Source organism: Silvimonas sp. (assembly GCF_031291215.1).
GTDB classification, from domain to species: Bacteria; Pseudomonadota; Gammaproteobacteria; order Burkholderiales; family Chitinibacteraceae; genus Silvimonas; species Silvimonas soli.
In genome coordinates this window covers 21,087-40,563 of sequence record NZ_JARLJK010000144.1, presented here as the reverse complement: position 1 = coordinate 40,563, position 19,477 = coordinate 21,087, and the positions used below count along the sequence as shown (strand labels likewise).

General features: G+C 56.2%; 19 protein-coding genes and 1 tRNA gene. 8 read left to right on the top strand and 12 right to left on the bottom strand.

Translation table 11 applies throughout. The features are described 5' to 3' along the window. The 6 genes from P4L78_RS19400 to coxB form a co-directional block, all read right to left on the bottom strand. Positions 1-867: a cytochrome c oxidase subunit 3 gene (locus P4L78_RS19400; RefSeq protein ID WP_283151189.1), complete on the bottom strand. Its 867-nt coding sequence runs from the start codon at positions 865-867 to the stop codon at positions 1-3. Positions 868-1,150: 283 nt separating this feature from the next. Continuing rightward, entirely contained in the window at positions 1,151-1,327 is a 177-nt protein-coding gene (locus P4L78_RS19395; RefSeq protein WP_309330040.1) for a DUF2970 domain-containing protein, read from the bottom strand. Then, the gene (locus P4L78_RS19390; protein WP_309330038.1) at positions 1,324-1,881 is read right to left on the bottom strand and encodes a cytochrome c oxidase assembly protein; all 558 of its coding nucleotides are present in this window, start codon (positions 1,879-1,881) and stop codon (positions 1,324-1,326) included. Before P4L78_RS19390 ends, P4L78_RS19395 begins: the two co-directional genes overlap by 4 nt. A 4-nt stretch (positions 1,882-1,885) precedes the next feature. Further along, on the bottom strand, positions 1,886-2,002 hold the full coding sequence (locus P4L78_RS19385) for a cytochrome oxidase small assembly protein (RefSeq protein ID WP_283151186.1): 117 nt from the start codon (positions 2,000-2,002) through the stop codon (positions 1,886-1,888). Positions 2,003-2,132: 130 nt separating this feature from the next. After that, positions 2,133-3,800 (bottom strand): cytochrome c oxidase subunit I, encoded by a 1,668-nt coding sequence (gene ctaD / locus P4L78_RS19380; protein ID WP_283151185.1) that lies wholly within the window; start codon positions 3,798-3,800, stop codon positions 2,133-2,135. Between the two features lie 24 nt (positions 3,801-3,824). Next, a complete protein-coding gene (gene coxB, locus P4L78_RS19375; protein WP_283151184.1) occupies positions 3,825-4,928 on the bottom strand; it encodes a cytochrome c oxidase subunit II in 1,104 nt (367 codons plus the stop codon). 369 nt (positions 4,929-5,297) lie between these two features. On the opposite strand from coxB, the gene P4L78_RS19370 reads away from it, so the two are divergent. The 7 genes from P4L78_RS19370 (at position 5,298) to P4L78_RS19340 (ending at position 12,320) form a co-directional block, all read left to right on the top strand. Further along, the gene (locus P4L78_RS19370) at positions 5,298-6,065 is read left to right on the top strand and encodes a DUF2189 domain-containing protein (protein ID WP_283151183.1); all 768 of its coding nucleotides are present in this window, start codon (positions 5,298-5,300) and stop codon (positions 6,063-6,065) included. A 279-nt stretch (positions 6,066-6,344) separates the two neighbouring features. Beyond that, a complete protein-coding gene (locus P4L78_RS19365) occupies positions 6,345-7,943 on the top strand; it encodes an ABC transporter substrate-binding protein (RefSeq protein ID WP_283151182.1) in 1,599 nt (532 codons plus the stop codon). A gap of 228 nt (positions 7,944-8,171) precedes the next feature. Beyond that, entirely contained in the window at positions 8,172-9,182 is a 1,011-nt protein-coding gene (locus tag P4L78_RS19360) for an ABC transporter permease subunit (protein ID WP_309330035.1), read from the top strand. A gap of 6 nt (positions 9,183-9,188) precedes the next feature. After that, positions 9,189-10,124, top strand: a complete 936-nt coding sequence (locus P4L78_RS19355) for an ABC transporter permease subunit (RefSeq protein ID WP_283151180.1) — start codon at positions 9,189-9,191, stop codon at positions 10,122-10,124. After that, complete coding sequence (locus P4L78_RS19350; RefSeq protein ID WP_309330033.1) at positions 10,124-11,107, top strand: oligopeptide/dipeptide ABC transporter ATP-binding protein; 984 nt, start codon at positions 10,124-10,126, stop codon at positions 11,105-11,107. Before P4L78_RS19355 ends, P4L78_RS19350 begins: the two co-directional genes overlap by 1 nt. Then, the gene (locus P4L78_RS19345; protein ID WP_309330031.1) at positions 11,100-12,155 is read left to right on the top strand and encodes a peptide ABC transporter ATP-binding protein; all 1,056 of its coding nucleotides are present in this window, start codon (positions 11,100-11,102) and stop codon (positions 12,153-12,155) included. The genes P4L78_RS19350 and P4L78_RS19345 overlap by 8 nt, the downstream gene beginning before the upstream one ends. A gap of 89 nt (positions 12,156-12,244) precedes the next feature. Further along, positions 12,245-12,320: transfer RNA gene (locus P4L78_RS19340), tRNA-Met, on the top strand. Positions 12,321-12,536: 216 nt separating this feature from the next. Here the strand turns inward: P4L78_RS19340 and P4L78_RS19335 are convergent. Then, entirely contained in the window at positions 12,537-13,352 is an 816-nt protein-coding gene (locus P4L78_RS19335; protein ID WP_309330029.1) for a hypothetical protein, read from the bottom strand. 350 nt (positions 13,353-13,702) lie between these two features. On the opposite strand from P4L78_RS19335, the gene P4L78_RS19330 reads away from it, so the two are divergent. Beyond that, complete coding sequence (locus tag P4L78_RS19330) at positions 13,703-14,359, top strand: hypothetical protein (protein ID WP_309330027.1); 657 nt, start codon at positions 13,703-13,705, stop codon at positions 14,357-14,359. A 603-nt stretch (positions 14,360-14,962) separates the two neighbouring features. Here P4L78_RS19330 and P4L78_RS19325 read toward each other — a convergent pair. From P4L78_RS19325 to P4L78_RS19305, 5 genes are all read right to left on the bottom strand, one after another. Next, a complete protein-coding gene (locus tag P4L78_RS19325) occupies positions 14,963-16,189 on the bottom strand; it encodes a helicase RepA family protein (RefSeq protein WP_309330025.1) in 1,227 nt (408 codons plus the stop codon). Beyond that, entirely contained in the window at positions 16,186-16,422 is a 237-nt protein-coding gene (locus P4L78_RS19320) for a hypothetical protein (protein WP_309330023.1), read from the bottom strand. Before P4L78_RS19320 ends, P4L78_RS19325 begins: the two co-directional genes overlap by 4 nt. Before the next feature lie 99 nt (positions 16,423-16,521). After that, positions 16,522-17,127, bottom strand: coding sequence for a hypothetical protein (locus P4L78_RS19315; RefSeq protein ID WP_309330020.1), 606 nt, complete (start codon positions 17,125-17,127; stop codon positions 16,522-16,524). Between the two features lie 82 nt (positions 17,128-17,209). Continuing rightward, on the bottom strand, positions 17,210-18,520 hold the full coding sequence (locus P4L78_RS19310; RefSeq protein ID WP_309330018.1) for an integrase family protein: 1,311 nt from the start codon (positions 18,518-18,520) through the stop codon (positions 17,210-17,212). Positions 18,521-18,850: 330 nt separating this feature from the next. Then, positions 18,851-19,447, bottom strand: coding sequence for a hypothetical protein (locus P4L78_RS19305; RefSeq protein WP_283151177.1), 597 nt, complete (start codon positions 19,445-19,447; stop codon positions 18,851-18,853). Positions 19,448-19,477 lie beyond the last annotated feature (30 nt).

Here is a 19,477-nt window from a genome sequence, read left to right as displayed (position 1 = left end):
TCACAAGCAATAAACAAACACGAACAAACCCAGCCACACCACATCTACAAAGTGCCAATACCAGGCGGCGGCTTCAAAGCCGAAATGATGCGCGGGGGTGAAGTGGCCCTTGAGCACGCGGCCCAGCATGGTGGACAGCATCAGCACGCCCACCAACACATGCATGCCGTGAAAGCCGGTCAGCATGAAGAAGGTCATGCCATACGCGCCAGAGGCCAGCGTCAGGTTCATCTGCGTATAAGCGTGGTGGTATTCAAAACCCTGCAAGAACAAAAAGCAGATACCCAAGGCCACGGTGAACGCCAGGCCCAGCGCCATTTGCGTGCGGTTGTTCTTGAGAAAGCCCCAGTGCGCCCAAGTCACGGTCACGCCAGACGACAACAACAAGCCGGTGTTGATCGCCGGAATGCCAAAGGCTTCCATGGGTGTGTAGCCGCCGGTCTTGGGGCCGCTTACCGCGGGCCACGCAGCGTTGAACTGCGGCCATAGCAAGGAGTGCGTGTCCGAGAACCAGCCCAGTTCCGGTACCGAGATCACCCGGGTGTAGAACAGCGCGCCAAAGAACGCGGCAAAGAACATGACTTCCGAGAAGATGAACCAGCTCATGCCCCAGCGGAACGAGTGGTCCACTTGCTGGCCGTAATCGCCGTGTTGGGACTCTTGAATGACATCATGAAACCAGCCGAACAGCATGCGAATCAGGATCAAAAAGCCCAGCAGCAGGACCCATTTGCCGAACTGCATGTTGTTGATCCAGAACGCGGTGCCGCAGGTCATGCAGAACAGCGCGATAGAGCCGGTTATAGGCCAGCGGGAAGGCTGCGGCACGAAGTAGTGCGGATCGTGGATGCCGTTTTCTACGTTCATGTTTCTCTCCAGGGCTGCCACCGAAGTGGCCTTGCGTGGTGCTTGTGAGTGGCGGGTTAGCCCGCCTTTTATTGGGTTGCAACCATGGGTTGCAGCCTCCTCCAGTAATGCGTTTGCCGGTATTTCTGTCTGCTTTCAACTCATCATGTAGCCCGGATGAAGCGTTAGCGAGAATCCGGGGCTGCGACGTTTACCATTCATTGCGGTGCGATTCTTTTACGCATTGCTCCCGGATTCCCGCTGCGCTTCATCCGGGCTACGAACTCTCGGGCTTGAATGTCCACTACGTCCTGCTTGTCACCAGAAAATGCACCAGCGTAAATACGCCCAATGCCAGTAATAGCGCCAACACAATCGCCGTCACAATCAGCTGCCGGGGCTTGAGTTTTTCGGCCTCGGCGCCTTTACGGCCACGGACGCCAAAAAATGCGGCCAGCACGGTTTTGATGGTGGCGATCATGAGCCACTCACCTTGCCGTCTGCCGAGCTATCTGCGGCGTTGAACAGCGTGTACGACAAGGTGATCGGCCCTAGCGACTCGGGTAGTTCTTTTTTCAACAGCATCACCACCGTGACATCGCGTGTTTCATGCGGGGCCAGATCGATGGCATCAAAACAGAAACATTGCAGCTTTTGCACAAACCGTACCGCGTTGCTGGGCGCGTAGCTGGGAATCGCCCGTAACTGCAACGGCTTGTCGGTCGGGTTTTCCAGCCGGAAATGCGCTTTCACCAACTGGCCGGCTTTACCGCTGGCGGTGTGATCCAGCGGAACCAGCTTCGCCAACACGCCAGGCGCTTCATTGGCATCCAGATCAATGCGTTGCGACCACGCTGGCACCACGTCGTTTTCATTGACGATGCGGTCTTGCTGAATGCCCACGGCGCGGCAGAACACCTCATACATCGGCACCATGGCAAAGCAGAACCCGAACATCGCCAGCACGATCACCCCCAGCTTGATCGCCGTTTTGCGATTGCCTTGCCGGGTTTGATTGAGCGTGGCGGTATTCATGGTGTCAGTTACCAAACAACCAATGCCGCACCATGATCCCGGCAAAAAACACCAGGGCAATGCTGGCCAGGATCAATGCCGTCCGGATGTTGCGACGGCGCTCAGGTTGTTCGTGGGTCATTGCGTTCTCCATCTCATTCATCCCCGCTCAGCGCCGTAGGGTTTGCAAGCTTCGCTTGCGAACGCGTTCAGTTGCTGTTGCCCTCATGGTGCGCATGAATGCGCACCCTACAACTACACATCCTCACGCCTCAGTTATGTTCCAACCCTTGCGCCACCAGACCACGCTGGACCAGTGCTGCATCCGGCGGGGTTTCCCAGGTGTGGTGCGGAGCGGGCGAGGCGACTTCCCATTCCAGCGTGGTGCCGCCGTCCCATGGTTTGGCCGGAGCAGGGCCGACGCCGCCACGAATGGTGTGGATCACGTTGTAGAGGAAGAAAATCTGTGCAAAGCCGAACAGGAAGGCGCCGACCGAAGCCACTTCATTAAAGAAGGTGAACTGCAGCGCGTAATCCGGAATCCGCCGTGGCATGCCGGCCAGTCCCAGAAAGTGCATCGGGAAGAAAGTGATGTTGAAAGCAATCATCGACCACCAGAAGTGGATCTTGCCCATGCGCTCGTTGTACATATAGCCAGACCATTTGGGCAGCCAGTAATAGGTGGCGCCAAACAGGCTGAACAGCGCACCGGCCACCAGCACGTAGTGGAAGTGCGCCACCACGTAGTAGGTACCGTGCAACTGGATATCGACCGGCGCCAGCGACAACACCAGCCCGGACATGCCGCCAATGGTGAACAGGCACAAGAAGCCAATCGCAAACAGCATCGGCGTTTCCAGCGTCATCGAGCCCTGCCACATGGTGGCGATCCAGTTGAACACTTTCACGCCGGTCGGCACGGCAATCAGCATGGTCATGAACATGTAGAACAACTGCGCCGTGGCCGGGAAGCCCACCGCGAACATGTGATGGCCCCACACCATAAAGCTGAGAATGGCGATGGCACACACGGCGTAGACCATAGACACATAACCAAACAGCGGCTTGCGGCTGAAAGTCGGCAGAATCTGGCTCACCACGCCGAACGCGGGTAGCGCCATGATGTAGACCTCGGGGTGACCAAAGAACCAGAACACGTGCTGGAACAGGATCGGATCACCACCGCCAGCGGCGTTGAAGAAGTGCGTGCCAAAGTGTCGATCCGTCAGCAGCATCGTCACCGCACCAGCCAGCACGGGCGCTACGGCAATCAGCAAATAGGCAGTGACCAGTGATGTCCAGGCGAACATTGGCATTTTCAGCAGCGTCATGCCCGGTGCGCGCATGTTCAGGATGGTGGTGACGATGTTGATCGAGCCCATGATGGAAGACAGCCCCATCAAGTGAATGGCGAAGATACCGAAGTCCATCCCCGCACCCAGTTGCACCGACAGCGGCGGGTAGAAGGTCCAGCCCGCGCCGGGGCCGCCGCCTGGCACAAACAGCGAGATGATCAGCAACAGCGCCGCCGGTGGCAGCAGCCAGAAGCTCCAGTTGTTCATGCGGGCAAACGCCATATCCGGCGCGCCGATCATGAGCGGAATCATCCAGTTCATCAGCCCGGTAAACGCCGGCATGATGGCGCCGAACACCATGATCACGCCATGCAGCGTGGTCAGCTGGTTAAAGAACTCCGGTTGCCAGAACTGCAAACCTGGCTGGAACAACTCGGCGCGGATGCCCAAGGCAAAGGTGCCGCCCAGCAAGAACATGCTGAAGGCAAACCACAGGTACATGGTGCCAATGTCTTTATGGTTGGTGGCGTACACCCAGCGACGCCAGCCTGCTTGCGCGCCGTGGTGATGATCTTCATGGCCGGTGTGGCCATGCGCGGTGTCATGAGGAGCGGCATCGCGCGGTAGAACGTGTTCAGTGGTCATGGTGTTGTGTCCCTGATTCCCTGATTACTTGCGGGCCGCTTTGACTTCAGCCGGCAACACAAAGTCGCCGTCCGTATTGCCAAAGCTGTTGCGTTCGTAGGTGATGACGGCGGCGATCTCGGTGTCGGACAAGCCCGCCCACGAAGGCATCGCATTTTTGCCAGTCAGCACGATATGGATGTGCCCGTCTTTCGGTCCGGTGGCGATCTTGCTGCCAGCCAGTGCCGGGAACGCGCCACCGCCCTTGCCGTCAATCTTGTGACACGCCGCGCAGTTGGATTCGAACACCGTTTTGCCGCGAGCCATCAACTCGTCTTTGGTCCACTTCTTGTTCGGGTCATCCGCTGCTGCTTTGGCTTTTGCCTGTTGTACGCCTACCCACGTCTTGAAGTCGGCGTCGCTCACCACTTTCACGACGATCGGCATATAGCCATGGTCACGCCCGCACAGCTCGGTACATTGGCCGCGATAGGTGCCAATGTGGTCGGCAGTGAACCAGGTGTCACGGATAAACCCGGGAATGGCATCTTGTTTGACACCCAGCGCCGGCACATACCAGCTGTGGATCACATCGTTGGCGGTGGTCAGCACACGTACGCGCTTGCCGACAGGCACCACCACCGGTTCATCCACTTCCAGCAGGTATTGCTGGTTTTTGGCGACGTCCCCGGTGTAGTTGTCGATCTGCAACCGCGGCGTAGCCAGATGGCTGCGAAAACCGAAACCGTAGTCCAGATAGTCGTAGCCCCATTGCCACTGGTAGCCGGTGGCCTTGATGGTGACGTCCGGGTCGCGGGTGTCTTTCTGGTCCAGCACCAGTTTGGCGGCAGGCCAGGCCATAACGGCCAGGATCAGCGCCGGAATGATGGTCCAGGCAATTTCGACGGCGGTGTTTTCGTGGAAATGTTTGGCAGCGTGGCCAGTCGATTTCCGGTGTTTGAAAATCGAGTAGAACATCAGACCGAACACGATCACGAAGATCACAACGATGATCAACATGATCCACGTGTGAAGGTCGCTGATGCGGCTGGCGATGGAGGATTGCGGAGTCTGGAACGTGTACAAACTTTCAGCAAATGCAAACGCCGGCGTACAGGCCAGCGCGACACAAAGTCGCCTGAGCAGCATCTAAAACCTCCAGTAGTGCGTTTCTCGCCTGATGGCAGATGAATGGCAAAGCAACTGAAGGTAATGAGTGTCTCAGTAGAGCAACAGCTCACTGCGCTGTTACCGAACTTTAAAACGGGCACTACTACCGATGGTTCGTGCTTGCGTTCACTTGCGGACAGGCTCTTGTAGGTACTGACTTTGTTTTCAGCCAGCTTTCCCGGGTTTTGTTTACAAAAGGTAGCAAATTTTTAATCTGCCGCAAACCATTGATGCAAAACGCACCTTTTTGCTGCACCGCTCATCGGACAAGTGTCTCTTTTTGTGCGGGGTTGACGTAATCATGAATTACGGGTGAAGGGAAATGCCCGCAAAGAGGAGACAAAAATCATGGACTTGCACTTGCACGGACTCGACGATCATTTCTCCATGCCCGAAACCGGCAAGGTGGGTGCGTTGCGGTCTTTTTACTGGTTAAAACAAGGCTGGATCGACTTCAAGGCGCACCCGCTACCCAGTTTAGGTTACGGCGTCGTAATTGCACTGATTGGTTTTCTTGTGATGAAAATTGCGGCGAACTACGCCTATTTGTCGTCAACTGCGATTACCGGTTTTCTGCTGCTGGCACCGTTGGGTGCGGCGGGCATTTACGAACTCACGAAGGAACGTGAAGAAGGACGGGAGACCTCCTTTGCGCAATCCATTCGTGATCTGCTGCGCAACGTGGGCCAGATTGCCTTCATGGGCGTCATTCTGGGTTTTATCGCCATGTGCTGGGAGCGCATTTCGGCCATTCTGTTTGCGCTGTTTTATGGTGGTGAAGCGGTTGGCATGCAGTTCTTCACCCATGCGCTGACCTCGGAATACCTTGGGTTCACCATTGCCTGGTCGCTGACCGGCCTGGTGCTGGCCTGTGTGGTATTCGCCATCGCAGCCGTGTCGATTCCGATGCTGGCTGATCGTGAAGTCGACAGCATTACCGCTCTGGTGACGAGCGTACGGGTGGTGGCAGAAAACATCCCTGCCATGCTGGTCTGGGCCGCGATCATTGTGGTGCTGACCGCCATCGGATTCGCCACTTACCTGGTAGGTCTGGTCGTGATTTTCCCGCTTTTGGGGCACGCAACCTGGTGTGCTTATCGCGATCTGGTGCACTGATCTGGTGCGTTTTTGAGGCGGGTTCACCGGGATTTTCCCGGTTGGCTCGCGACTTCACGCGGTAACTAGTGTCATGAAGATGGAAAACCGTGGTAAGCCTGCTGGCAGCCACGGTTTTTTGCATTTGCTCCTGCCGCTGCTAGTCTGGTTTGATAACCATCAACAAATATTGCCCAATAGGGGTTATTCCGAATGGTGTCGTAGCGCTGCGTGTCTACGATTTGCGCCCACTGTCCTTGTTATTGGGGCTTTTCTTTTTAAACCGGAGGTGGAGCTAACATGAAGCAGATCAAAGCAGGTATTGCACTTGCATCGGTGCTGGCACTGAGCGCAGGTGGCGTAATGGCCGCAGGCAAAACACTGATTTACTGCTCGGAAGGCAGCCCGGCGGGCTTTGATCCGGCGCGCTACACAACCGGTACCGACTTTGATGCCTCGGCTGAAACCATCTACAACCGTCTGGTTGAGTTTGTGCCGGGTTCCACCCAGATTCGCCCAGGCCTGGCGGACAAATGGGAAGTCAGCAGCGATGGGCTGACTTATACATTCCAGCTGCACAAGGGTGTGAAGTTCCATACCACCAGCTATTTCAAGCCCACGCGTGACTTCAACGCGGACGACGTGATTTTTACCTTCGCCCGGCTGACCGACAAAAACCTGCCTTTCAACAAGGCGACTAACGCCTCATATCCTTATGCATCTGACATGGGTATGGATACCAACATTACGAAGGTAGAGAAGGTTGACCCGTACACGGTCAAGATCACGCTGAAGAAGGGTGACGCCGCTTTCCTGCAGAACATTGCAATGTCTTTTGCCTCGGTGGTGTCGGCTGAATACGCTGACCAGTTGCTCAAGGCAGGCAAGGCAGACCAGATCAACACCCAACCGATCGGTACCGGCCCGTTCATCTTCAACGCTTATCAAAAAGACAGCGTGATCCGTTACAGCGGCAATACCGAATACTGGCGTAAAGGCGAAGTGAAGCTGGACAAGCTGATCTTTGCCATTACCACCGACCCGTCCGTGCGCTATCAGAAGCTGCAAAAGGGTGAGTGCCAGATCATGTCTTACCCGCGTCCGGCTGATCTGAAAGCCATGCAAGCCAATACGGCGCTGAAAGTGCCAAGCCAGGCTGGTTTCAATCTGGGTTATGTGTCGTACAACGTAACCCACAAGCCGCTGGACAAGCTGGAAGTGCGCCAGGCGCTGGATATGGCCATCAACAAGAAAGCCATTATCGACGCCGTCTATCAAGGTGCTGGCCAGCTGGCTACCAACCCGATGCCGCCGACCCAGTGGTCTTACAACAAGACCCTGAAAGACGCGCCGAACGATGTGACCAAGGCCAAGGCGCTGCTGGCCAAGGCGGGTATGCCTAACGGTTTTGAAATCACCCTGTGGGCCATGCCGGTACAACGCCCGTACAACCCCAACGCCAAGCTGATGGCCGAAATGATCCAGAATGACTGGGCCAAGATCGGCGTCAAAGCCAAGATCGTGACCTACGAATGGGGCGAATACATCAAGCGCGCTCACGCTGGTGAAGACGATGCAATGCTGATCGGCTGGACTGGTGACAATGGTGATCCGGACAACTGGCTGGGAACATTGCTGGGTTGTGAAGCGGTGGATGGTAACAACTTTGGCAAATGGTGCGAAAAAGACTTCAACGATCTGATCGTGAAAGCCCGTACCGAACCAAGCCAGGCCGCACGGACCAAGCTGTACGAGCAAGCCCAGGTGATTTTCAAGCAGCAAGTGCCGTTTACCCCGGTGGCCCACTCGACTGTTTATGAGCCGATGCGCAAAGAAGTGGATGGCTTCAAAATCAGCCCGTTTGGTCTGAATTCGTTCTACGGTGTGAGCCTGAAGTAACGGCTTTGGGTAATACGCGACAGGCCGGCCCGGTGCTTCTGCGGGGCCGGCTTTGTCGTCCATGGGCCGCCCGAAAAACCTGTATAAATGAATTGAACAAACTCATATGACAGCGGGCGGCCAACCGGCTATAACCCGACGTTCTGGTTAGTCAGCGATGTTGAAAAAACGCTTTGTGCTGGCCGGATTTCCGGTTTCTGTATTTTCTGTATCTGCGAGTACGCACACATGATCCGATTTTTGCTGCGTCGCATAGGCGTGGTGATTCCGACTTTTCTGGGCATCACCTTGCTGGCGTTTTCGCTGATTCACCTGATTCCGGGCGACCCGATTCTGGTGATGATGGGCGAGCGTCACGTTGACCCGGTGTTCTACCGCGAGGCCATGCAGCGCCTCGGGCTGGATCAACCGCTTTATCTTCAATACTGGCATTACCTGGTCCATGCCGTGCATGGTGATCTGGGCCTTTCGGTACGCTCTCAAGTGCCGGTGATGCATGAGTTTCTGACGCTGTTCCCCGCCACGGTGGAGTTATCCATTTGCGCCATGATCTTTGCACTGATCGTGGGCCTGGCCGCGGGCATCATCGCCGCAGTACGTCGTGGCACGGTGGCGGACCATGGCGTGATGGGCGTGGCGCTGGCCGGTTACTCCATGCCTATTTTCTGGTGGGGTCTGATCCTGATCATGCTGTTCTCGGTGCAACTGGGCTGGACGCCGGTTTCGGGCCGCATCGATCTGCTCTATGACGTGCCGCCAGTCACCGGCCTGATGCTGGTCGACACTTTGCTGGCGCACGACATGGACGCCTTCAAATCTGCGCTGGAGCATTTGATCTTGCCGTCGATTGTGCTGGGTACGATCCCGATGGCGGTGATCGCCCGCATGACGCGTTCATCCATGCTGGAAGTGCTGCGTGAGGATTACATCCGAACCGCGCGCGCCAAGGGTTTGTCGATGACCCGCATCGTGCTGGTTCACGCACTGCGCAATGCACTGATGCCGGTGGTGACGGTGATTGGTTTGCAGGTCGGCACATTGCTGGCCGGTGCCGTACTGACCGAAACCATCTTCTCCTGGCCGGGTGTGGGTTCATGGCTGATCAACGCCATTGGCGCCCGCGATTACCCGGTGGTACAGGGCGGCATCTTGCTGATCGCCACACTGATCATTTTTGTAAACCTGCTGGTTGATGTGCTGTACGGCGTCATCAACCCGCGCATTCGCCACGCGAGGTAACAGGGCATGGCCGAAACAACAACTCAAACCGTGGCAGAAACCGCAGCAGCGGTGCCGGTGGCAGAGGTACTGCACCACCCCACGCCAATCCGCGAATTCTGGCTGGCCTATAAAGCCAATCGCGGCGCGCTGATTGCGCTGATCTATCTGGTGATTCTGGTTCTGGCCGCTGTGCTGGCGCCGCTGATTGCACCGCACAGCCCCAGCGAACAATTCCGCGATTTCATGCTGACCCCGCCGTCGTGGACGCACGATGGCCATGCCACGTTCTTCCTCGGTACCGATGAATTGGGTCGCGACATCCTCTCGCGCTTGATGCACGGCGCCAGGTTGTCGCTCATGATTGGTCTGGTGTCGGTGGTCGTCTCGCTGATCCCGGGCATTGCGCTGGGCTTGCTGGCGGCGTTTTATCCGGGCTGGCTGGGCACGGCCATCATGCGCTTGATGGATATCATGCTGGCGCTGCCGTCTTTGCTGCTGGCCATTGCCATTGTGGCTGTACTCGGGCCGGGGTTGGTCAACACCATGCTGGCGCTATCGATTGTGACCTTGCCATCGTATGTGCGGCTGACGCGTGCGTCGGCCATGACTGAACTGGGCAAGGATTACGTGGTTGCGGCGCGGTTGTCGGGCGCGGGCAAGCTGCGGTTGATGTTCAACACTGTGCTGCCCAACTGCATGGCCCCGCTGATCGTGCAGGCCACGCTGGGTTTCTCTTCCGCCATTCTCGATACCGCTGCGTTGGGTTTTCTGGGCTTGGGCGTGCAACCGCCACTGCCGGAGTGGGGCACCATGTTGGCCGCCGCGCGTGACTATATCGAGCGCGCCTGGTGGGTGGTGACCATGCCTGGTTTGTCCATTCTGATTACCGTGCTGGCGCTCAATCTGATGGGCGACGGTCTGCGCGATGCGCTGGACCCGAAACTGAAGAGGCTCGCGTAATGGCACTGCTTGAAATCAAAAATCTGTCTGTTGAATTTGGCAGTGCGGCCAACCCGTTCCGCGCCGTATCCAACGTGAGCTTGAGTGTGGATGCGGGCGAGATCGTCGGCATTGTCGGTGAATCCGGTTCCGGCAAGAGCGTGACCATGCTGGCGCTGATGGGGCTGATCGACGCTCCGGGTCGCGTTACTGCGGATTCACTGGTGTTTGATGGCAAAGACCTGCTGAACATGAAGCCGCGCGACAAACGCAAGATTGTCGGTCGCGATATCAGCATGATCTTCCAGGACGCCCTGTCGAGCCTGAACCCGGCCTACACGGTGGGTTATCAGATTATCGAAACGCTCAAGCAACACACCGAACTGCGGGGCGAAGCGCTCAAGAAACGCGCGCTGGAGTTGCTGGAACTGGTCGAAATCCCCGACGCCAAATCGCGCCTGACCGCGTATCCGCATCAGTTGTCCGGCGGCATGAGCCAGCGTGTGATGATCGCCATGGCCATCGCCTGTAATCCCAAGTTTCTGATTGCGGATGAACCAACCACCGCGCTCGATGTGACCGTGCAGGCGCAGATCATGGAACTGCTGGTGAATCTGCAAAAGAGTCAGGGCATGGGTCTTATTCTGATCACCCACGATCTGGCCGTGGTGGCCGAAGTGGCGCAGCGTGTGGTGGTGATGTACGCCGGTGAAGTGGTCGAACAGAGCCCGATTCCGACCATCTTTGACTTGCCGCGCCATCCATACACTCAGGCGTTGCTGTCATCCATTCCAGAACACAGCCAGGGTGCGGCGCGTCTGAACACGCTGCCCGGCGTGGTACCCGGTCAATATGATCGCCCGGCTGGCTGTTTGTTGTCTCCGCGCTGCCCGTATGTGCAAGACCGTTGCCGTGCCCAGCACCCGGAGCTTATTCCCGCCCAAGCTGCGTTAACGCGCTGTTTCTTCCCGCTTGATGACGCAGGAAAACCGATTTATGGCTAATCAACTCACTCAAACCTGGCATCAATCGCATCCAGGCGCACCCGCCCCCACTGGCGAAGCGCCGATTCTGATCGCGCGTGAACTCTCGCGGCATTACCAGGTATCACGCGGCTTTTTGCGCGGTCACGCGACAGTGAAAGCCCTCAATAGCGTGAGCTTCGAACTCGCAGCGCATCGTACGCTGGCGGTGGTTGGCGAATCGGGCTGTGGCAAATCCACGCTGGCGCGGCAGCTGACCATGGTGGAAACGCCGTCGGCCGGATCGCTCAATATTGCTGGGGTGGAAGTCGCAACTGCCGACAAAACCACCCTGCGTGGCCTGCGTCCACGGGTGCAGATGGTATTCCAGAACCCATACGCGTCGCTCAATCCGCGCAAGAAGGTGGGCACGCAACTGGAAGAACCGTTGCTGCTCAATACCAGTCTGGATGCCAAAGCGCGTGAAGCCAAAGTGCGCGACATGATGCGACGGGTTGGTTTGCGCCCGGAACACTATCACCGCTATCCGCATATGTTCTCTGGCGGCCAACGCCAGCGTATCGCCGTCGCCCGCGCGATGATCCTCAACCCGGCAGTGTTGGTGGCCGATGAGCCGACCTCGGCGCTGGATGTCTCCATTCAGGCGCAGATTCTCAATCTGTTTATGGATCTGCAAGAAGAGTTCGGCACCGCGTACGTGTTTGTCAGCCACAACCTGGCTGTGGTGGAGCACGTAGCTGACGATGTGATGGTGATGTACTTCGGTTCTACCGTGGAATACGGTGCCAACGCGGCGGTCTTTGACAACCCGCTGCACCCGTACACCCGCGCGCTAATGCAGGCCACCCCGGCCATCCGCCATGAAGATCGGCAGACGCGGGTGAAGCTGACCGGCGAGTTGCCCTCGCCAATCAACCCTCCTGGTGGCTGCAGCTTTCATACCCGCTGCCCCTATGCCCAGGCGCGTTGTAAAGCAGAAGTGCCGCTGCTGCGCCCGTTTGCCGGTCGGCAGATTGCCTGTCATCGGGTAGAAGAAATTTCTGCGGGAACGGCTAGTCCAAACACATAAGGGTGGAGGCGTTGAACAAGAGCTATAAAACTAAAAGTCATGTAGGTGTTGACGCATTGCAATATCCATGACATACTCTTCTTCTCTGTCGCGGGATGGAGCAGTTGGCAGCTCGTCGGGCTCATAACCCGAAGGTCACAGGTTCGAGTCCTGTTCCCGCAACCAGTATTATCAAGCACTTAGCCCAGCCCTCAAGGTTGGGCTTTTTGCTTTCTGGCGTTCATGTAGGCACTGTGTAGGCTTTTCACGGACCCCACAAAGCGTAGCCCGACCCGGGCACCAACAAAAAGTGCCACGTTAGTTTGGTGGCTGGGGTGAGATAGCAGGGGTCAGATTAAACGGTCAGTACATGACCGAACCAGCGCCCGTAGTGTGCGTAGTTCATCCTGTATCGCCCGTGAGCGCATGCCGTGTTTCCAGGCATTGCAGGCACTGACCTGTTTGCCGGTCACTGTCTGTGGCCCTGTGGCGTGTTGCCATGGCTTCCACTGCCGTATCAACGCAGCCCGCAAGGCCCGGTGTTCCGGGGTTCGCTTGTAGCTCACGCCCACCTCCTGATAGTTCGTTTGATACTTTTTCTGTTTTTCCGTGCGCGAACCCTTCGCCACCATCAGCGCCAGCATGGGCGGGTTCAGTCGCAGCGGTGTCGTGGGGTGGGGCGTTGTTTACCTGTTGCGGGCCGTGGGCGATGTTAGCCTGTTTCACGAACGCTACCGGGCGCGGGTTCTTGATGTCGGCCAGTGCTTCCAGGGTGGAGCGGCATTGTGACTGTGCCTTAAGTGCCAACCGCATCAGCGTGTCCATCTGCTGCATCAGCGGGTTTTGCACGGCCTGCAGCGCCAGCCGGTTGAAAACCATGTCCAGCGTATTGGCCTGGGTAACCAGCATAGTTTCAATGCCCGCCGTATCGCCCGCTTTCACCGCATCGGCCTGCTGCTGCAGCGCCCCCATATAAGCGGTCAGGTCTGTATCGCTGCCAAACATGGGTAGACTGAACTCGCGGCCAGTCATTGAACCCCGGACTATCGCACTGGAGGCGGTTCGTGCCAGCGCAGCGATATCCGTTTCGCCGGGCTGACGCACCATCTCCAAGCCGTTTTTGCGAGCTGCGGGTCCACTGCTGCATCCGCTAATGGTCGTTCCGGAAGTCTGCGCGGGAACATCGCGCGATACGCCGGGTTTGCTATCTGCAGACATGCGATTGCCCCTCATTGCACAGGGCAGGAAGCTACTTTGCCCTGATTGTAAAAAATGCAATTTCTATGATGCTTGGGGTGCGACGAGTGTTGCCGGTTTATGAGCGCCATTCTAAATGCTGCGGCTGCTCTGAGGGCTCCCGAACCGGCATCAACACTAGATTGCCGCAATAGCCTCATATTTCGACGGTGCCTTCAGACTTAGAACATGACGGATTAGACGCGGAGCTGCACTGCCGCTCATCACCACCCTGTTGAGGCAAATATTTACAGCGCTGCGATAGTGCAGCGATATCACTGTATCGTCGCTGTTTAGGTGGTAAAACCACACGAATTTCAAAGACGTTAACAATGCAACGATTTACATACTTGACCATGGCAGCTGTTCTGGGCCTGCTGCTGGCAATGGTATCAGCTGCATACGCGGCCCCTGACACTGAATTTGGTTTCACACCCCCGAGCGAATCAGAGTTGAGCCAGCGTGTCACAGCCGCCGAGCGTGAACGTTACGCTGCGGAGTCGCGCTACGTGTTGGTCAACGACGAAAACGGCCCGCGCATGGCGCGCACTGCGTCCGGCAGCGAATCAGACCCCGACCCATTTGCCGAAGCGACAGACAAGTTCATGAATGAAGATGGCTACCCTGCCCGAATGGCTTCGCGGGCTCTTGAAGCGCAAAAATACGAGGAAAATGCCCAGGCCGCTAAAGACGCGATAGATAAAATCATCAAGAAAGAGATTGAAGAACAGACGGGCCCGGAAGCACAAAAAAAATATGCCGACAATGCCGCCGCCGTCGCGGCGATAGCCGCCCAGCATAAAGCCAATACGCCTTATCCCTGGGTTTGGGTGGTGCTAGGGCTGGTAGTGGCGGCGGCGCTGTTTTTGGCATTCATGTATATTTTTATGGTGCGCGTATTCCCCGTGCTACTGGTCTTTGCCATACCGCTATCAGCCATCTGTCTGCCATTTCTAATCTTGTGGGCTTTCTGGCACTTCGTTCTGTAGGTTTTCTGGGCCAGTCGCATTAAAGCTACTATCTGCCTCTTTGGCATGCGTCGAAACCGGGGGCTTATCTGCCCTGCCTGTTCGGGCTTTATAAGCAGAGCGAAAAGCGGAACGGCCAATCTTAGTCCCCGAAATTCCCGCCCCCCCTTCAGGGGCGGGAATTATTTCGGTTTTCGGTGATTACGCCGAAACGCACCGAAATTAACCGTTTCGAGCGTTTTCGGTAATCCGGCAAAGCCACAGCCAGTTATCGTTAGAGGCCGACGTCCTCCCGGATTAGCGCGCCTTTGCTCAGAGTTCTGTTTTGATGGCGCAATGCAGATGTTAGGTACGGGAAGTGGGTGTGAGTGCAGGGCGAACAGCACGCAGGTCACGCTGGAAGGTGGCGAGGGGTGGCGTGTCACTGCCCACCTTGCCCGTGGTGTGGTGTTGAGCAGCGCCAGCACATTACATATTGAAGGCTAACCAACGACGTGATTGGCCAGTCGGGCGAGCTTCAATTCAAACCAAAAAACCATTTTCCCTATAAGAAGTATTTTTTTGGTTAAACCTGCAACATCACCCAAAAAACCAAAAAGACGCTTTTTTGGTTTTTTGGGTGACTCACGGCAGGCTAACATAGTCAGCATCAATAATTAGGTGTCGCTGCGCTTTCAGGTTCTTGATGATGCTTTTGGCTTGGGCATGGGCGCGTGAGGGGTCACCGCCAATAACCTTGGCGGCAAGGGCGTGGACATCCTCTAGCGCCATGCGGTTTTTTGAGCCTGGCTCATTGGCTTGGTCTAGTGGTAATGCTGCAAGCGCCTGGCCTATAGCATCGAGAATCAGTTTCTGGTTTTTGCCCCCTGGCGGTTTCACGCTGGGCTTGCCTTCCACGGTCTGCTCTTCCACGACGGCACAACTTGTCAGCGGTTCGCCATCTTCATCAAGACCCACTTCAATTTCCGCCAGCGAAAATGCGCCGGAGATACCGTCTTTGCCATCCTTGTTTTTCATCAGCGTCCAGGTGTGCAGCGTACCCGACACCGCAATTTCAACGACCACATCAAGCGAAGCATACAGGCTGCTGTGGCCCCGCAAGCCCTTGCTGCTGTCTTTGCCCGTGTGATGCACCAGCAAGACCAGCCCGCCAATACGCTGCTGCAATTCCTTGCAGGCCTGAATGATGCGGCCCATGTCGGTACTGGTATTTTCATCAGCACCCGGTGCCGCCCGGTTGAGCGTATCGATAACTAGTAGGCCGTTATTCAAACCGGCAGACAGGAGGCATTCTGCGAGGGCGTTAACGTAAATGGGGGACAGCAGGTCAAAGGGTTGTGTGATGAATAGCAGCCTTTTTTCAGGTGCGACCCCGTCGTTTTGTATCTGCCAAGCTTGTACCCGCTGCTTCAGACCTGCCTCGCCTTCCAGCCCCAGATAGACAACGGGTACTGCTTTGGTTCTTCGGCCAAACCAGTCACGGCCTGCTGCTATCGCATGGCACAAGTCCAGCAGCATGAACGTCTTGCCGCAACCGGACGCGCCGAAGATGGCACCAAACCCGGTCGTGGGCAAAACGTTACGTATCAGCCAGGTGAGCGGCGGCAAGTCTGCCAGGTCCGAAGCCGACAGTAAGCGATAGCACGGCACTTTTTCTGCTGGGTTGCCTGCCCGCACCTGTGGACTTGGTGGTTGTGCAGTGGGTGCCGGTTCGACGTCGAGAATGAACGCCCCATTCAGCGCCCCGTTATGTGGCTTGGCAATCTTGTGCGGCGGTACCGGAAAGGCTGGTGTAGAGTCACAGTTGTCACCCGCGCTCGTCTGTGCTGTTTGAAGGCGGGCGCTTTTCATTTCAGCACCTCGCCATTAAACAACTTCGCAATTTCACTTACTGGCCAAAGCAGACGGCGACCAACCTTTACCGGGCGGATGCCAAAGCACTCCCCCGTCAAATGGTAGGTTTTGCGGATGGTTTGGCTAGCGTGGGAGGTGACGCAGCCATATTCAGCCGTGTTGATGTGGCCCCGGCCTTTGGCAATTTCCGCCAGGAAGTGGGGTAGAGGTGTTAAAGGCATTTTAAGCACTCCGAATCAACCCGCCGATGCGGTATGGAATGCATTTCAATCTGCCAACTATCATCCACCACAAGTATCTACTCTCTACCAAAGTGGTGGATGACGGTTTTAGCCTACGTCTTTAATTACGTTACGGTCGCGTAAACGCTGCCACGTTTTGTCAAATACAGAGGTTTTAGCCCACATCCCACGCGTTCCCAACGCTTCGCGCACTTTGGCTTTCACGCCCTTTTTGCCTGACGTTCTTTGCGGGAGGGCTGCCGGGTCGTAGCCCATGTTTTCCAGGCACCCAAGCACAGCGGTTTCTTGAGCTTTCGTGGCTGAAACAGGTGATGCCTTTTCGGGGATGTCTTTGGCAGAAATTGAAGATAACTCTGCCTGAGCAAATGCAAGTAGCTCAGAGCCTTTGCAGTAAAAAGTCAGCACGCCGTTTGCGCTGGCGCGCAATGTCTGGCCGTGTGCAAGTCTGACGCCGTTGATATCCCGGGCCACCACTTTTCCCGTTTTCACGTATTCCAGCAACTGTTCGCGTGCGCTTATCCACAAAAGCTGATGAAGAAGGTCAATTTCTGCGCTATCAACAGGCTTTGAGCTGCAAACTGCATCCGCCCAAGCTTGGCAAAATGCGTCGGCGAATATGCGTGGTAACGAAAAATCGATACCCGCTATCACGTACCCTGGTAAGCAGGCGGGCGTAGAATTGCTCGTAGCCATGATGCAAGCTCCAGATAGCTTGTTGACTGGTTAGGCGGCACCATGTGTTCGCGCACAGGTGCCGCTGGCTTTATAACGATGACTATCTGGAATGTACAACTTTTAGCTTCTGTTCTGCTCTTCCACTGAGATATTCAACCCCCGCTTGCTCCAATATCCAGGCTTCATATTTGCAGTGCCAGATAGCTAGTAGTTCTAACGGGCGGTTAATATAGTGTTTCTCCGCCGTTGCTCGGGGGCTATGCCCCATAATTTGAGCCACGACCCCACGTGGCATTTCCACCCATTCGGCAAGGCTAGCGAAGGTACGGCGTAAACCGTGCACGGTTACATGGTCAAGACCAGCTATGGATAGAGCGCGATTGTGAGGGCCGCGAGGTTCCACTATCCGGCCACTAGCCGAGGTTGGGCTGGAAAATACCCACTCGTTCTGGTGCGGTAGTGATTGCAGCAGACTTGCAAAATAGGGAGTGAGCGGTACCTTTCGCCCTTCATTGGCTACCTTATCTTTTATCCAGATAGCGTTCCATCTGAAATCAACATCCACCCAGCGCAGTTCAGCAAGTTCGTCTCTCCGGGCACCAGTCAATAAAAGCCCTTGTAGGTATGCGCTATGAACCGGGTTGGAAAGGCCGCGAACCGCGCTAAACCAACCAGCAAGCTTGGCTCGTTCAAGCACATCAAACCGTTTGTTCTTGCGGGTTGGAACTTCAGCCCGTAAGTCGCGGCTATCCAGTGCGGCTGTATCGATGAACTCACGATATTCAGAGCGGCTGCCACACCAACGCCAAAATGCCCGGAAAAGCTCATAACCCTGCCGCGCATTATTGGCCCTTGTTCCTACCTCTCCTGATTGCCATTCGCTGAGCTTATCGGCGTGGATGTTGCCCATGCGCATTTCCAGTAGCGGATAGATGACACCCTGCACTGTCAATCCCGCGCCTCTCTTTTTCAACTGGCCACCAGGTTGCGATAAATTGATGTGGTCAGCCATATGGCGCGCACCCCAGCGGCTGGAGTGATGTTCGAGGTAATGCGACCATGCTTCACCGACAAGCATTGACTTCAATTTGGCCTGTTGGCGTTGGTTTTCTTGTATGACAGCCTGCTCAGCCTCAGCTTGCCTGGGGTCTTTCCCCTGGTCCGTCATGGTTTTAAGACGGGTTGCTTCTGCTTGCGCTTTGATAAGCGTCCAGGTTCTGACATCGCCTATGGTTTTGCGGATGGTTTTGCCGTGCAACCGCGTTTCAAAGAAATACGACTTTGCGTTAGCGGCGGTGACCCTAAGCCCAAGACCGGGCGTCTTGCCATCCCAGAACAGGCTTTGTTGCTTACCCGGTGCGCACTCAAAGCCATCTATGCGGCTTGCAGTAAAGTTTCCGTGTTTTGCCACGCCGTTGTCTCATGTAGGCACTGTGTAGGCAAATAATATCAACTCTATGGAATGTAGGGGAACATAAAGTTTGGATAATTCTCGTAAAAATGTATAAATAACAGCCGTTTATATGGTTTGTGTACTTTCAGGGAATATAACGGAATATTGGTTTTTTCGGGCTCATAACCCGAAGGTCACAGGTTCGAGTCCTGTTCCCGCAACCAGTTTCAAAGCGAAAGCCCAACCAGTGATGGTTGGGCTTTTTGCATATCTGGGTCCGTTATCGCTGGTGTGGTAACAGGGCTCCGGATCAGAGAGATGCTGTCCGAAGCCATTACTACGGTCAGCCTACTGGCCCTTGGTGGCGGCGGGAGTGACCGATATCGCGATCGCTTCGGTGACCACGGCGACGATCTGATCGCCTTTTTTCACTACCTTCATGACTTCCGGGTCTTCTACCGCGGCGTCAATGACGTGTCCTTGCGGCCCCTTGAGGGTGATCGTATGTGCTTTCTTGTTTACCGCCAGCACGTCGCACACCACGGTATGTTGCCGGACCTCACTACCACCCGGTTTTTCACCCACTTCAGCTGTGCTGGAGGCCATGGTCGACATAACGGTGCGGGCTTTGCCGCCGCCTTTTTGCAGGGTGAGCGCGATGGAGCGTTGGTAAACCACGCCCACCAGGTCACCGACATGCAGCTGATCAAAATTGCGCACCCTGTCGTCTGCCACGATATCGAAGACACGTCCGCGGTCGCCTTTGATGGTGACTGTGCGGGTAGCTGCATCAATGGCGGTGATAGTGCCGGTGGCGTGAGCGCTGGCGGCCATGAACTTGGACGGGGCGCTCGCCGCTGCCGCGGTGTCTTCGGCATGAAGTGGTGCTGACAAGAAGCCAAACAGCAATAATCCAGCAGGTATCAGCGCGAGACAGGCTTTCATGATGTTCTCCTGATGCAGGTAGCAAGAGCG